Annotated in this window: 12 protein-coding genes and 1 pseudogene; 9 read left to right on the forward strand and 4 right to left on the reverse strand. The window is 44.2% G+C overall.

Translation table 11 applies throughout. The features are described 5' to 3' along the window. Nucleotides 1-4 precede the first annotated feature (4 nt). Both ACQ5ES_RS11180 and ACQ5ES_RS11185 read left to right on the forward strand, forming a co-directional pair. Nucleotides 5-2,152 (forward strand): TonB-dependent siderophore receptor, encoded by a 2,148-nt coding sequence (locus ACQ5ES_RS11180; RefSeq protein WP_445016859.1) that lies wholly within the window; start codon nucleotides 5-7, stop codon nucleotides 2,150-2,152. 17 nt (nucleotides 2,153-2,169) lie between these two features. After that, nucleotides 2,170-3,297, forward strand: a complete 1,128-nt coding sequence (locus ACQ5ES_RS11185; RefSeq protein WP_445016861.1) for a PepSY-associated TM helix domain-containing protein — start codon at nucleotides 2,170-2,172, stop codon at nucleotides 3,295-3,297. An 8-nt stretch (nucleotides 3,298-3,305) separates the two neighbouring features. Here the strand turns inward: ACQ5ES_RS11185 and ACQ5ES_RS11190 are convergent, their stop codons facing one another. Continuing rightward, complete coding sequence (locus tag ACQ5ES_RS11190; RefSeq protein WP_445016889.1) at nucleotides 3,306-3,803, reverse strand: DUF4411 family protein; 498 nt, start codon at nucleotides 3,801-3,803, stop codon at nucleotides 3,306-3,308. Next, the gene (locus ACQ5ES_RS11195; RefSeq protein WP_445016863.1) at nucleotides 3,800-4,945 is read right to left on the reverse strand and encodes an ImmA/IrrE family metallo-endopeptidase; all 1,146 of its coding nucleotides are present in this window, start codon (nucleotides 4,943-4,945) and stop codon (nucleotides 3,800-3,802) included. The genes ACQ5ES_RS11190 and ACQ5ES_RS11195 overlap by 4 nt, the downstream gene beginning before the upstream one ends. A gap of 152 nt (nucleotides 4,946-5,097) precedes the next feature. On the opposite strand from ACQ5ES_RS11195, the gene ACQ5ES_RS11200 reads away from it, so the two are divergent. The 7 genes from ACQ5ES_RS11200 to ACQ5ES_RS11230 all read left to right on the forward strand — a co-directional run bounded on the left by ACQ5ES_RS11200 (nucleotide 5,098) and on the right by ACQ5ES_RS11230 (nucleotide 14,869). Beyond that, on the forward strand, nucleotides 5,098-5,469 hold the full coding sequence (locus tag ACQ5ES_RS11200; RefSeq protein WP_445016865.1) for a VOC family protein: 372 nt from the start codon (nucleotides 5,098-5,100) through the stop codon (nucleotides 5,467-5,469). Between the two features lie 145 nt (nucleotides 5,470-5,614). Beyond that, entirely contained in the window at nucleotides 5,615-7,213 is a 1,599-nt protein-coding gene (locus tag ACQ5ES_RS11205) for a DNA cytosine methyltransferase (RefSeq protein WP_445016867.1), read from the forward strand. A 53-nt stretch (nucleotides 7,214-7,266) separates the two neighbouring features. After that, nucleotides 7,267-7,620: a hypothetical protein gene (locus ACQ5ES_RS11210; protein WP_445016869.1), complete on the forward strand. Its 354-nt coding sequence runs from the start codon at nucleotides 7,267-7,269 to the stop codon at nucleotides 7,618-7,620. Beyond that, complete coding sequence (locus ACQ5ES_RS11215) at nucleotides 7,610-8,971, forward strand: ATP-binding protein (RefSeq protein WP_445016871.1); 1,362 nt, start codon at nucleotides 7,610-7,612, stop codon at nucleotides 8,969-8,971. Before ACQ5ES_RS11210 ends, ACQ5ES_RS11215 begins: the two co-directional genes overlap by 11 nt. After that, nucleotides 8,964-11,807 (forward strand): Z1 domain-containing protein, encoded by a 2,844-nt coding sequence (locus tag ACQ5ES_RS11220; RefSeq protein WP_445016873.1) that lies wholly within the window; start codon nucleotides 8,964-8,966, stop codon nucleotides 11,805-11,807. Before ACQ5ES_RS11215 ends, ACQ5ES_RS11220 begins: the two co-directional genes overlap by 8 nt. After that, on the forward strand, nucleotides 11,791-12,777 hold the full coding sequence (locus ACQ5ES_RS11225; protein ID WP_445016875.1) for a PD-(D/E)XK motif protein: 987 nt from the start codon (nucleotides 11,791-11,793) through the stop codon (nucleotides 12,775-12,777). Before ACQ5ES_RS11220 ends, ACQ5ES_RS11225 begins: the two co-directional genes overlap by 17 nt. After that, nucleotides 12,770-14,869 (forward strand): AIPR family protein, encoded by a 2,100-nt coding sequence (locus tag ACQ5ES_RS11230; RefSeq protein ID WP_445016877.1) that lies wholly within the window; start codon nucleotides 12,770-12,772, stop codon nucleotides 14,867-14,869. Before ACQ5ES_RS11225 ends, ACQ5ES_RS11230 begins: the two co-directional genes overlap by 8 nt. Nucleotides 14,870-14,902: 33 nt before the next feature. Here the strand turns inward: ACQ5ES_RS11230 and ppiC are convergent, their stop codons facing one another. Next, nucleotides 14,903-15,181, reverse strand: a complete 279-nt coding sequence (gene ppiC, locus ACQ5ES_RS11235) for a peptidylprolyl isomerase PpiC (RefSeq protein WP_445016879.1) — start codon at nucleotides 15,179-15,181, stop codon at nucleotides 14,903-14,905. Between the two features lie 90 nt (nucleotides 15,182-15,271). Continuing rightward, a pseudogene (locus ACQ5ES_RS11240) lies at nucleotides 15,272-15,701 on the reverse strand (hypothetical protein); the annotation flags it as partial.

Genomic DNA, 15,701 nt, shown 5'->3' on the forward strand with positions numbered 1-15,701 from the left:
TGTTGTGAAAATTCTGTCTCGTGTTGCCGTAGCCGTAAGTCTTGCCCTCACCCCCCAAGCGTTCGCAGTCGAAATGCAAACCATCGAAGCCATGGAGCGTCTGGAAATTCGTGGCGAGCAGCAAAGTGGCTATTTGTCGAAGGAACAACAGTCTGCTTCAAGGCTGGAACTTAGCATCAAAGAAACCCCGCAATCCGTGACGGTGATCACTGCGGAGAAAATGAAGGATTTCGCCCTTAACGATCTCAATAGTGCGCTGGAAAACTCAGCCACGATCAACGTTGAGCAAGTCGAAAGCGACCGCACCTACTTCACCTCGCGCGGTTTTGCCGTCAATAACTTCCAGGTCGACGGCCTGGGGCTGCCCCTGATCAATGACAACACCCATGGTCGCGTCGATGCAGCTTTATATGAGCGCATTGAAATTGTTCATGGCGCGAATGGCGTGATGACCGGTATCGGTAGTCCTTCAGCGACGGTCAACCTGGTACGCAAGCGTCCGAAGAGCGAAACTCAGGGTTACGTAAGCGCAACTGCAGGTTCATGGAGCAGCTTCCGTCTAGAAGGCGACTACTCAGCAGTAGTCAACGATGCCTTCCGCGTACGCGCAGTGGTGGTTGCCGATGACCGCGAGTCTTACCTAGATCGCTATGCGAACAAGAGCCAGGTATTTTATGCGGTGGCTGACTATGCACCAACCAACAACACCCTGATCACCTTCGGTCACAGCGAAACCAACAGCGAAACCGACGGCAACCTGTGGGGCGCCTTGACCCTGTATTATGGCGATGGCACACCAACGAATTTCGACCGCAGCACCAATATTGCAGCCGATTGGTCTGAGTGGAACGTCAAAGAAAGCCGCAGCTTCATCGACTTTGAGACTGCCCTGAACAACCATTGGAGCCTGCGTGTAGCGTACAATCGCGTACGTACCGACGAAGACAGTCATTTGTTCTACACCTACTTGCCTGATCCTGCTACCGGCTTAGATCCGGAAACAGGTCTGGGCCTTATCGGCTATGCCAGTGAGTATGACCTGGACGACAAACAAGATACCATTGATGCCTACGTAAACGGTAATTTCAGCGCCTTTGGTAAAGAGCACCAGGTGGTTGTAGGTGCTAGCTACGCGCGTCTGGACTACATCGATACCAGCTTGTATGACTTCCATACGGGCAATGGCTTCCCGGCCCTGCCAGCGTTAGAAGATTGGACCGGTAACACACCATTTCCGGAATTCACCGATGGTTTAGCTGGCAGCGATATCGAAAACACACAACGGGCAGTTTACGCTCAGGCGCGCTTCTCGCTGACCGATGATTTAAAAGTTCTGGCCGGCGGTCGTTACAACACTTTCGAAACCCAAGGCTTTGGCTACGGCGTGGATAACTCGCGCGACGAAAGTAAGTTCGTGCCTTATTTTGGTTTAACTTACGCCCTGACGGACGCGGTAACGGCCTATGGTTCTTACACTGAAACCTTCATGGCGCAGAATTTACGTGACGAAAACTTCGAACGCTTGCCAGCATTGACCGGCAAAAGCAGCGAAGTCGGTTTCAAAACAGATTTATTCGAGGGTGCCGCATTGTTGTCTGCTGCGTACTTCAATGTACAGCAGGAAAACTTAGGCGTCGGCGCAGGTGAATCGGTGAACCCTGAAACAGGAGTACCTGAGCCGATTTACCGTGCTGTTGATGGTATCGAAAGTAAAGGTTTCGAGGTGGAGCTCGCTGGTGAAATCCTCCCTGGTTTACAAGGCAACGTAGCCATCACCTCGTTTCAAATTGACGGCGACCAACTGGTCGAGGATTACACCCCGGAAAACTTATTCCGCAGCTCATTGACCTACCGTCCGGCGGCGATGGACAAGTTGAAACTGGGCGCGACCTACATCTGGCAGGACAAAATCTCGCGCGTACAAGGTACCGTGGGGCCGTCTTATGCCAACGCCGGTGAAACCATTGTTACCACTCAGGACGCATACGGCCGCCTGAACCTGATGGCGAGCTATCAGGTGAATGACGCGGTGTTAGTGAGCGTGAACGTTAACAATGCCACGGACGAGAAATACCTGAACAGCTTGTTGTGGGCACAAGGGTATTACGGTGCTGAGCGTAACTACTCGGCGAACCTGACCTACGCATTTTAAGGACGAATCCTACCGCTATGAGCATGCGTAAATCACTGCACAAGTGGCATGGCTGGATGGGGATCATTTTTATGATCCCCTTTCTGGTTATTTGCCTGACCGGAAGTATTCTGGTTTTCAAAAAAGAAATCGACAGCGTACTGCTGCCGGAAGTCGCGACCCTGGAAGCTACTACGGCGCCGCGCTTGCCCCTTGATACCTTGAAAGATCGCATCAACGAACAGCTGCCTAATTTCGAAATTGGTAGCTGGGAAATCTTCCCCGCCGGTCACGACGAAGCGGACCGTGTGTTCATGATTAAAGAAGGCACTGATATCTGGCATAAGGTTCATTTGAACCCTTATACCGGTCAGTTGCAAAGCCAACCCACTGAACCCAGTCATTATCTGACCGACTGGCTGGTCGAGCTGCACTACACCTTATTGTTGAACGACCTGGGATGGCTCGATTTTAGTTTCGCCACCGAGCATTTGGGCTTGCTCATAGGCTTTACGCTAGGTCTGTTTCTGCTGTTTATGGGCATATCGGGTCTGATTATTTACCGCCGTTTCTGGGCGCGCTTTTTCACCCTGCGCTGGGATCAGCGCATGTTGGTGGTATTCAGCGATCTGCATAAAATGGCCGGCACTTTTGCTTCGCCAGTGTTGCTGGTGTTAGGTATCACGGGCGTGTATTACAACGGACTGATTTTCTACGAAGAGTGGACCGAGCATGGCGGCGGTCAGGCGCACCACATCATGACCGAGCGGTTGTACAGCGACCAGGTCAATATTGACGAAATTGTAGCCGATAGTCGCGAGCGGATTGATGGCTTCAAGCCAACCTTTTTGCTGTTTCCATTCGAACCGGAACTGCCGTTTACTGTATTTGGCCGTGCGCCAACGGACAATCCGTTGTTGAGCAATTACGGTAGCGTCTCGAACTATGATGCTTTCAGCGGTGACTATCTCAGCACCTACAACTTGAACGAGCAGGGCGTGGGGATGAAAACACTGGACTCGTTCCGCCGTTTGCACTTCGGCACCTGGGGCGGTCTGGCGGTGAAAATTTGGTACAGTTTCGTCGGCGTACTACCCTTACTGTTAGCCATCACCGGTACTTACATCTGGTTGCAGCGCCGCAATAAGCGGGCAAGGCGGCGTTGAGGGGAAACTTAAAGAATAAATTGATCGCCTGAAGCTTCTAAAACATCGAAAATATCAGTGGATGACACATTAAACTCGCTGGCGACGTTAGGTATTTTGACCCTTGTGCTCGATTCATCAACGGGTTTTTCATGTGTCACAATGGTGGCACCCAACGTCATCGCTTTCGCGATCAACCACGGATCTGCACCACCTAAAAATTTTGTTTTATGAGATGCTTTATACCGAGAGTGAGTAGAAACATAGTTAGCAATCTTAGCGAAGTTAGCCTGATCAGTTTGGCTTTTGGAATCACGAAAGAAGTGCCTTTGAGATTTCGACCATAAGTGTAAATCGTCAACTTTCTTGCTGGAGTGCGTGAGTTCATTGTAGACCTGATCGATACTTTGCAGCTGGAACCTTTTATGAGGCTTCAGAAGCCACTCCCAATAAGCCGGAACAACCCTCATCCGATAATGCCTCAGTTTGGCCTCAATGAAAGAGTTCGCATCCAAAAGATAAATCACCAATTGAGCACCTTTTCAGCAAAGCTTTTCAGGTTATCTGGTTTTACGCCTATGAGATGCTGAGCATCACGAAACAGCATGCGTCCGCTTAGCGCTTCACTGGCTACCGCACTCGCCAATTTACGGCTGTATCGGGTATTGATGAGTTGGTAATAAGAAGGTCCTCCTGCTTGGTCTTTCTTTTTCTTGTTGAATGCAGTTAGGACTTCTCGATAGAAGGTCCAGTAAGTCTTGTCATCAATGTAAGCATGTTCAAGTGCACGCCGTGCAATGACCCATTGGCTTACGTGAAAATGCAAGGAGAGGTCAGGCAAATTACGGCGCCAGTCCGTAATCTCGTGTTGCCAAGCGCGTTGGAATTCACCAGTTGGCACCAAAAATTCGGCCGCTATGCGATTGCAAAATATTTCAATGCGGTTGCCGTTTTTGGGGTTTAAATCAGACACGCCGGATTCGCCAACAAGCAGGTGAGCGAGTTCATGGATGAGCGTGAATAGTTGTGCTTGCGGCGTATCGGTTGCATTGATGAAAATAACAGGCGCATAGTCATCGGTAATGGCAAACCCACGAAATTCGTCGGTGCTTAGATGGCGTGTAGTACTGTTGCCAACGACGCTATTGCGCATGACCAAGGCGCCTATGTCTTCTATGCGACTAATCAGCTGGCGTAAGTACTGGTCAAATTGCTTAGGGCGTTCGCTTAAATGGCCACCGAGCAACTCTTTGGTAGTCGCTAATGCACTTGCAAAGTTTTCGATACTGCAACAGCCCACCCAATCGAGCTTGTCGCGATCTTCGCTTAGGCAGTAATCGCGATACCAATCCTGCCGCTCGGACGCGATGAGAATAGTGTCACGTAGTTCAAGGCTATAGTTACCAATGGGATTGTCGCCCACTGTGCGAAGATCGGGTAACGGCAGCCGTTCTTCTGGGGGTTCATCAAGAAACAAAAAGCCAAACGGAATATAGGTTTTGGCCGCAAATTTCTGCGCGGCACTGAAGGAGGGTTTTTGCAAGCCTAGTTCCCAGGCTTCGACTTTGTCTTCTGGTACCTTGAGCTTGCTGGCAATATCAGCCACAGCAAAGCCTGCTCGTTGACGAGCCCAACTCAAAAGTTGCGGATTGACGAATGCTTCAGCCATGTTGTGCCACCGGTATCGGGTTATTACAAAGAAGTATAACGCAATTCCCGAACTCGTAAATGACGAGAAAACAGGCATACTTTGTAAGTCGCGTGCTAATCTTATTGTCAGCTAATTGCTATTTCCGCCATTCGGGCGGGTGGAGCTTAACCATGAACTTAGGTGCATTTTCAGTAAGTCTGGCAGTTAAAGACATAAAAGCGTCGCTCGAGTTTTACAAAAAACTTGGTTTCGAACCTCTCGTTGATTTGACTGAGCAGGGCTGGGCCATAGTGAAAAACGGCGACCATGTGATCGGCCTGTTCCAGGGCATGATCGACGAGACTATTCTCACCTTTAATCCGGGCTGGGATCAGTCGGGACAGAACGCCTCCGAGTTCACCGATATCCGTGAACTCGAACGGCAACTGAAAGCCGCAGGTATTGAAGTTTTTAACGCGAACTTAGATGGCCCCGACAGTCGCGGCAGTTTGATGATCCGCGATCCTGATGGTAATGCGATTTTGTTGGACCAGCATCGGTGAAGAAGATGTAGGTTGGTTTGGTGCTGGGCTCTAAATTGTATAAACGTGATGCACTCTTAGTTAAGATAGGACTATGCTTGATCACGCTATTTTAATAATATACGGAAAATGTCCGCTATAAAACAACCCAATTAAGAGTCAGAAAATGGAATTCCCAGTAATCGATTTATTTGCGGGCCCAGGTGGTCTTGGCGAAGGATTTAGCTCGTTTTGCGATGGTCGCGGGAAGTTTAAAATTATAGCGTCCGCGGAAAAGGATGTGTTTGCACATAAAACGCTTACGTTACGTGCGTACTTCAGATGTCTTCAAGAAGATTATCCAGAGTACCTCTCAGACTATTATGATTTTTGCGCTGGACGAAATGAAGAACCTTGGACGGAGCGTACTCTGCATATTTGGGAGAAAGCAAAAACGGAAGCACTGTTGGTGGAGTTGGGCAGTGAAAAAGGAAATACAGAATTAAATTCCGTAATCGTAACGAGACTAAGGAAATTTAAATCTTCAGCACCATTAGTGCTTATAGGTGGGCCGCCTTGCCAAGCCTACTCAATAGCGGGCCGTGTTAAGAATATGAAAGACTCGAGATATGATGCAACTAAAGATCAGCGTAACTTTTTATATAAGGAGTATCTGAAAGTTCTTGAGGCGCACCAGCCTGCAGTTTTTGTGATGGAAAATGTAAAAGGCATTCTCTCGTCGAAAATTGATAATAAGCTTATTTTTCACCAGATATTGTCTGACCTTGCAGATCCTAGCAAAGCATTATTTGGACATGAAACAGGAAAGAGGTACGTGATTTGTTCATTAGTCAAAGACGTACAGTTTCACTCAGGAGATGACCCAAGCCAAATTGACTCTAGATCTTTTATAGTGAAATCTGAGGAATACGGTATACCCCAATGCAGGCATCGAGTGATATTACTCGGAATAAGAGAAGATTGCTTTCCTGGAAAAGTGCCGACACTAAAACTGTCGACGCAAGTGACCGTTGGTGAAGTGCTTGAAGATCTCGGTAGGCTTAGAAGTCGATTTTCAAAAATAGAAGATTCGTCTCGAACTTGGTCGGCACTCATATCTGAAAGCACAAAAAAAGTAGCTAAAGGGTTAGCGATGAAGCGGCCTGAGACTGGAAAACCGCTGGTAAAAAAGTTAAAAGCTGTTGCCAAAGCCCTCCCGCAAGAAGAGTTGTCTATAGGAGCCCTGAGGTACCCATTCCAAGGTTCAACGGATGTCGATATTAACCCGATTGGTTTGGCGAGCTGGTATAGAGATAGTAACCTAAAGCTAACGCTTAACCATGAGACACGAGGACATATTCTGAAAGATATAGTCCGTTATTGTTACGCTGCGTGTTTCGCAGAGGTTAACGATCGCTCCCCGCGAGGTCACTCAGAGTATGACTTGGTCCAATTATCTCCCAGTCACAAGAATTGGGAGTCTGGAAAATTTGTTGACCGTTTCAGGGTTCAGCAAAAGAATAAACCTGCGTCGACCATCACGAGCCATATTTCTAAAGATGGCCACTATTTTATCCATTATGACCCGACGCAAGCCAGAAGCCTGACTGTTAGGGAGGCGGCTAGGATCCAGACATTTCCCGATAACTACTTCTTTCAAGGCCCCCGAACCCAACAGTATCAACAGGTTGGAAATGCCGTTCCTCCACTTTTAGCAAAACAGATAGCTGATGTTGTAGCCCAGATTTTGAAAATTAAAACTGATGAATTAAATAGGTTGAAATAAAACCTTTACTTTGTTTCTATAACGTTAAGGTTAACGTTAGGTAAACATTTAAGATGTCTTTATTAGAATCACAACGAAACATAATAAAGTTGGCTCTTTTTGTGTGCGCCACAGATGGGCTTATCTCAGATACCGAAGAGGAAACGATTATAAAGCTCTTTGTTAAAGAGTTTCCCAGTGTAACTAATGACGAATTAGATCGTGAAATCGAAGAGTTTTATACAAGTAATAAGCAACTGGAGTTTTATGCAGAACGTATAAAAACGAAATGCGACAAAACTGTAGCAGTTCACATTTCACTTGAGGCTGCGGCGAGTGATGGGCTGGATGTGCGCGAAAATATTGCTCTAAAAAGAGTTTTGAATCTGTGGAATATGGATTTAGACGAGGTGAATCATGGAGAGTAAATTCATTGATGCGTCTCCTGATCCTAGCTCTCATATAAGTACGTTAAAGCGAATCGGTTATACATTTAATTCAGCCGTGTCAGATATTATAGATAATTCTATTGCGGCTAACTGTAAAAACATTTGGATTACAGCCACTCACGTAAACGCAGTAGTAAAAATTGTTATCGCGGATGACGGTTTCGGGATGAGCAGTGATGAATTGATTCAAAATATGCGGATTGGCTGCAAGGATCCCTCGACTAAGAGAGCAGAAACTGATCTAGGTCGATTTGGGTCCGGGATGAAAACCGCAAGTTTTTCTCAAGCAGAGGTTTTGAGCGTTTTTTCGAAAGTTAAAGGAGGTGAATTCACTGGCGCATCTTGGGACATAGAGGAAGTTAAAAGGTCGAATAGCTGGATGCTAGAGGTTTTAGGTCCGCAAGAAGTAGCTGGTAGTACTTCAGAGCACCGCAACCTAGTTTCTGGAACTATTGTTATTTGGAAGAATCTGCATAAATACATAAGCGTAGGTGATCATCAATCTGCAGATCTCGAAGATATATTGGCCGATGAGATATTTTGGCTTAAGAAATATATATCCTTACATTTCCATAAGTTCTTAGTTGGTCGGTCAAGGTTAAATATTTATGTAAATGGTGAGAAACTTGAGTCTCTTAGCCCGTTTATGGAGAGTGAGAAAGGTTACTGGGAAGGGCCAAGTCAATCTTTTAAAATGCGAAACCGATCTGGTAAGGTTGAAATTAAAGTCCATAATATTCCTCACACGACTCGGCTTAGAGAACAAGCAAAAGAGCGTCTAGAAACATTAAATGTGCTTACGAATGGTCAGGGTTTTTATGTTTATCGGAACAAGAGATTAATCATTCCTGGTGGGTGGCTAGGATTAGCTAGGAAGTCTCAGCTAGGAAGGCTGGCGCGAGTTGAAGTGAACATTCCCTCCTCATTAGATGAGGACTGGATTACCGACGTAAAAAAATCATCAATTGAAATACCTCATCAAGTTAAAGCAAGGCTGAGATCCGCTACTCAAGTGCCCGTGAAGCAATCGAAGAAAGCTCATAGCTATAGAGGGACAGCGGAAAAGGCCAATGATTATTGGGCTATCGTAGAAAATAAAGCTACGGGTCAAACTTCTTATCAAATCTCATCTAACAATACTGAACTAACCGATTTGGTATCTGAGCTGACATATGCTCAGAGGAGTAAGCTCATGTCATACTTGAAAGAGTTAGCGATAAACATACCTACTCATAATATCTATTACGTTATGGCGGATGATAAAAAGGGAATCGACCAGGATACTGAGGAATTAGATCGGGCGCTAAGGGAGATTTTATTTAATGAATAAGCAAGCCATCCAAAGAATTCGACACGTAATTGTGAGTTATTGCGAGCATCACATCGAACAAGGAGGTTTAGTCGATAGAGAGTTCATCTCAAACGCAATTGAACGTGTACTCTCGAATGATGTTTTGGTGCCAGGATTAGACCGCTTGAAGCAAGATGAAATAGAACAATTAAAATACCAAATTGAAACTCAGATTGATGTTTCAATTACTGATGATGTAATAGCTTTGAGAAGTGAAGATGTCCATCGTTGGCTTGATCATCGCCGAGATGAGATTGACTGGAGTTATTGGGAAGCCTACATAACGCATCTCCAAAGCGAAGGACGGGCCAAACCAGTCATCGATAGTTTAGAAAAAGTTGTAGATACAATCTTAGATTCAACAGGAGATCCACAATTGGAAGGCGCATGGCGCAGAAGTGGATTAGTCATGGGGAATGTCCAGTCAGGGAAAACACAAAATTATATTGGGCTTATTAATAAAGCTATAGACTCTGGTTACAAAGTGATAATTTTGCTTGGCGGTCATCTGAATGAGCTCCGAAATCAAACCCAAGTACGTGTGGACGAGGGCGTTATTGGTAGAGAGTCAATTCAACTTGCGCAAAATCAAGGGCGAGATAAGTCTAAATTAGTGGGGGTGGGAAACTACAGAGACAAATCGAAAGAAGTGATTTGGTTCACCTCTAAAGACGGTGATTTTAGAAAGTCGACAGCTGATCAGATAGGAGTTTCGTTTAACAGTGTAACAAGCCCAGTTGTATTTGTAGTCAAAAAGAATGCGAGGATATTGAAAACGTTATTTGACTGGATTGTAGACAAGCACCAGCTTGATATTACGCGTGGTAGAACTATCTCTCAGCCTATGCTACTTATCGATGATGAAGCGGACTACGCCTCAATAAACACAAAGCACTCTAAGAACGATGTAACAGCAATTAATGAAGGGATTAGGAAATTACTTTCAACATCCTCTAGAACTACCTATGTCGGCTATACGGCAACACCGTTTGCAAATATCTTTATTGATCCAGATAAAAGTGGCGATGAAATCATAGTAGATGACCTTTTTCCAAAGGACTTTATGATAAAGATGCCCGCGCCTGACAACTATATTGGTCACAATTATTTTTTCCCCTATAAAAGTGCTGATGGGGGTCAAGATGCTTCTCCAGCGATCAAGGTTATCGATGACTTTGAAAAGACCCTTCCACCTAAAGCAAAAAAGACAACTAGAGTTGGTGAACTATGTGAATCGTTACAAGAGGCTGTTCAAGTCTTTATGCTGGCTTCAGCCGTTAAATGCTTGAAGAGTTCATCTTTTAAAGAACATACGACGATGTTAGTGAATATGAGTCATCTTACGGTGATTCAAGAACAAGTCGCCCATCTAATTGAGCAATACGTCGATAAGTTTAAAAAGGCTTCAGATCTGGTAGGCGCGAAAAGTGTTGAGTCTGTACTTCGAGAGAGTAAATATTTTTTAGGTTTGTCGTCACTTTATGATCGTGAATTCGAAAACGATTTTTCTTTCGAGGAACTTTATCCGGCGCTGAGGAAGGTAATTTCCAAACTTAAAACATTTGCGGTTAATGCTAGGTCATCCGAGCGCTTAGATTATGCTGAATATACCGAAAACGGGTTAGTAGCGATAGCGGTCGGTGGGCATAAACTATCTCGAGGGCTCACTCTAGAGGGCCTCTTGGTTTCATACTTTACACGAAATTCAAAAATGTATGACACCTTAATGCAAATGTGTCGCTGGTTTGGTTACAGGCCAGGATACAAAGAGTTGTGCCGCTTATATATTACTGAGGAGTCTTTAAGCTGGTATACGTTTATCTCTGAGGCCATTGATGAGTTATACAACGATCTGGAATATATGTCATACCTTAATAAAACACCGAGTGACTTTGGGCTGAAAGTTCGAGAACATCCAGGGGCTTTATTGGTAACTGCTAGGACTAAAATGCAGACTGCGGAGTCGTGCACTAGGTCGCTAGATTACGCTGGTGAACGATATAGACGCTTTGACTTTTTAACTAGTGATGAAGCGAACAATAACAATATAAAATTAGTAAAAACTTTAATTGAAAAACTTTATAAAGAGCAAACTCCTGCAAAAATAGAAAACGATGGGTCTTATCTTTTTTACGATGTCGGTTATGAGGATGTTATAGATTTTGTGCAAGCTTTTGAGGTTTACGATAGTGATAACTCTCTTCACTTGGTTCTGGACTATATCAAGAAGCTTAAAAACTCAGGTGTTCCAAGTTTTAGAGTCTGTGTGCGAAACCAAAATAACACGAAGCCCACTTGGTGGAGTAACTTTGAGGATACGGCCTCCCGTTTACCTAGCACTATAAAGTTTCATGACGAAATGGAGCCCATTACAGCAGCTAGAAGAAGATTGAGCTTTAACGATAATTCGAGAGTGATGCGTTCTCATAAATCGGAGCTTGGTGATCCTAAAGATGAAAACCTTCTAATGGGTAGTAATAAAAGGGATCAACGCTCAGCGACAGCATATATAAGAGCTCCTGAAAGAGAATTCCCAGGCTTAATTATCTATAGTTTTTCAGTGGGAGTTGTAGAGCCTTCAACGGTCATCCAAGCAAAAGATGCTGATAAAATAAAGGAGGTAAAAGTTCCTCATCAGCAACCAACTGTAGGCTTTTCTCTGTCCTTTCCTTTAATAGGTAACCTAAAAGGCTATTCAGACATTGAGTTGAGACGGTTAAGATTAGAAACAAAGGTCCTCTATCAGACCAACGTTATATGGCGAGAGGTTTTCAATGAATCTGATCTCGAGGATGCATATGACGATGACGAGTAACTTCGACGATTTGTTTAGAGACGATCCGTGGGAAGGTATTGAAATTGCATCTTACCCGAGATCTGCGCGGCGCCTTTATCAACAGGATGACAGGTTTTGGGTTTCTCGAGATGAGCAAGGGCGTCGCCTCGTTTTTGTCGAAGAACAGGGGACGTATTCTTCAACTTATGGTGACAAAGTAGCTTTTGTTGAACTTCATCACTTTCAACTGTCGAATGGAAAAACCAGAGTCTGCTGTATCCTAGAGGAAGAAAGCTTAAATGATATGTTTGGTTTGGTTGTAAAAGATATAGCGTATAGGTGCTCTCAGTCAAAGGGTCAGAAGCTGTTTGAGAGTTTCTATAAAAGGGTGGCAGCATGGGGGAGCTTCTTAAAACCCGCAAGGTCTGGGATCGGTTATAAGAAACTAATAGGCTTTTTGTCAGAATTGTATGTGTTAAAACAATTATTTTTGGCCAATCTCAACTCCGAGAACGCGATTGATTCTTGGGGCGGACCGGAGGGCAAAAACCAAGACTTTTTATTCAACGGCATAACAGTGGAGGTTAAATCATCGCTACTGGGAGAAAGGAGATATGTGAAGATATCTTCAGAGTATCAACTGGATAATAAGGATGGTGAGGGATACCTAATCCACACAGTATTATCGCCATCGGATGTAGGTGGTAGCACGTGCATTAAAGAGCTGGTTCAGTTAATCGAAAGTGAAATTTCCGAGTCAGCGCAAGCCACAAGTGATTTTTGGGTGAAAATATCGACCAATTATGGTTCAGCATCCGCAAAGGAACTGGAAACAAGGTTCTCTATTAAAGAATTAAACGTTTACTGCGTCGACGAAAAATTTCCCAAAATCACTCCAGAAATGCTGCTTTTCCAAGAAGTCTCTAAGGTTAAATATCAAATAGATTTAACACACCTAATACCTTGGGGAGATCTTAACCAACTAAAGGGTTTGATAAAAGGTGGATAAGCCGATGGACTTTCGAGATGAATTTATCAACAAGATAAGATTAGCTTCTTTAGATGGACACAACTTTGAGGAAGAAGAGTTCTTCAGCGAAGTGTCTGAGTTGTTAGAAGGTGCTGGAATTCTAGATAACATAGAGTATTCACCCTACCGAAACTCGACACGCGGAATGAGGGTTGATGGTTACGCTTGGAACGAACTGGAGAAAACCCTTAATGTGATTGTATCTAAATACAGTGGTGATGAGTCGGTTCCAACTCTAACGCAAACAGAACTCGAAAAGTTAGCTGGTCGTGTAGGTAGGTTTATTGAGAACTTAGGAAGCGATAGCTTTTTAGAAAGTTTAGAAGTGTCATCGGATCGTGAGGTTGCAGATCAGCTACTTAAATTCCTTCCCGATACTCATAAGATTAGATTGGTAATATATTCTGACTATCTCCTGAGTAATCGTGTAAAGAAAATAAAAAACGAACCAATTCTAGACAAGCCAACAACAGTCGAGGTTTGGGCAATTGATAGGATTGAGTCTTTGTCTCAGGCGGATGGAGAGGGAGAACCTTTTACTGTTGATTTCGTGGGAATTTGTGGAGGATTGGAAGTCTTACCCGCTAATACGTCTGAACATGGCACTAAAACATTCCTATGCGTTGTCCCTGGGAATGTGTTAAGCACGTTGTATGATGAGTATGGGCAGCGTCTTTTAGAAGCAAATGTAAGAACGTTCCTTGATTTTAGATCGGGTGTAAATAAAGGAATAAGAAAAGCTTTGCTTACCGAACCTGAAAATTTTTTCGCTTACAACAATGGACTTACTTGTACCGCAACAGACATAAAACTAAGCGAGCAAGATGGGCAGTTTATGATCCAATCACTAGAAAATTTACAGATAGTGAATGGAGGCCAAACGACAGCATCAATATACTTTGCACCACGAGAAAAAGGTGGTATTGGCAATTATAGTTATCGTGATATTGATCTCACAAAGGTTTTTGTACAGATGAAACTCACGGTGATTTCAAACGCAGATATATTAGATGAAATGAAATCAAATATTTCAGAGTATGCGAATACTCAAAACTCAATTCAAAAGTCTGATCTAGTCTCAAATCATCCGTTCCATCGCAACATCGAAAAGCTAGCGTTAAGCACATCCATGCCAGCAGTTAACGGAGTATCTACCAAGTGGTTCTATGAACGTTCTAGGGGTCAATACAATACAAGGCTTAGGCCCTTAACAGCAGCGAAGCAACGGCAATTCAAAGCGGAATTTCCAACTTCACAAAAGTTTAGCAAGACGGATATGGCGAAATATGAGAATACTTGGCGAATGCGTCCGTTCGAAGTGAAAAAAGGAGCGCAAGCAAACCTGAAGCTTTTGGGGGCAAGGATTGCGGAGGAGTTTGAACAAGATGAAGACAATTTTAAACACATTTTCTACCGTGAGTTAATAGCGAAAGCAATATTGTTTAAAGAGGCTGATTCAGCGATATTTACTTCTAACTGGTATAGAGAACAAAGCGGCTTTAAAGCTGAAACGGTCACTTATACGTTATCTTTTTTACGGCATCTTCTTTTAAAAAAAGGTGAAGATCTAAATTTAGATCGTATTTTTAGAACTCAGTCAATAAGTGAAGAGTTAAGGGCCGAAATTGTTAATTTAGGACTCTTTATAAGAGAGCGCATTTTAGATCCTGAATTCCGAAATGGTGTGGCGAACCCATCGGAGTTTTGTAAATCGGCAAAAGGTTGGGAGCGAATAAAGAGACTCGAGTACGCTCTTAGGTACCTTTCATCAGCTGATGTTTTAAGCTCATCTCAGCAAAAAGAAGCAGCCGAAGAAACAAAAGAGCTGAAAGCAGCAGGTCATCAAATCGATGATTTTGAAGCTATTTCTAAAATTACCGAAGGGGAGTGGCGCAAAATAATAGAATTTTATATTTCTCAGGGGTACCCTCCTTTTCATAAGAATGTAACTTTATCCGAGAAGTGCTTGGGAATTAGGAGTGGTAAGACTGTTCCAACTGACAATGAAATGAAAGCTGCTTTGCAGATAAGAAAAAGAGCATATGATCAAGGGTTTGATTATGCAGATTAAAATCATAGAAATATGTTAAAATTGCGGAGTTACTCACCCGCGCGACAACACCTTAATCAAATGCCAGCCGAACTTGGTCTTCACTGGGCCGTGAACTTCCAAGGTGGGTTTGCTGAAGACGACTTTATCGAAGGCGGGTACCATTTGTCCGCGACGGAATTCACCGAGATCGCCGCCTTTCTTGCCTGACGGGCAGAGTGAGTGCTTACGTGCGAAGTCGCCGAACTTTTTGCCGGCCGCGAGCTGCTTTTTTAAGTCAGTGGCTTCGGCTTCGGTCTTTACCAGAATGTGCAGGGCGTGGGCGCGTGCCATGAATTATCTAGCGTCAATTACCTTGGCCGGTTCGTATTGCCTCATTAAAAAATAACACTTTGCCAATCGTTCGGTTATGTCGGTCTAAAATCATTCTGTTTGCATTAATTCGGTTAGTTTAGCCTGATAAGTCTGGTCACGTAAACGCAACGCTGAAATACGTCTTTGCAGGGTCCTAACTTGCCCCATATCGTGGCGGTCAGGATAACGAACTGAGAGCCATTCAATAATTTCAGGGGCTGTGCAGTGAGGCTCTAATTGAAGTTTAAATTTTATATCATCCCAGGCGTGTTCAAACGGGTCTTTGCGAGTCCGCCAGGTTCTCGGAAGACTCCGTTTGTCTTTTGGCTTTTCAAAACGAAAGTAATCTAGAACTTCTGACTCTGTGGGTGCTGTATGACTTTGATTCAGTTCTGCCGGCTTATCAGCATACTGCTCGGTTTTGGCGGTGCCGTTAATATTCCAGGCAAAGGTCATTAGGTTATTTTGCAACACTTTTAACTCAGACATTAACGTCACC

The sequence above is a fragment of the Pseudidiomarina xizangensis genome, from assembly GCF_052541995.1.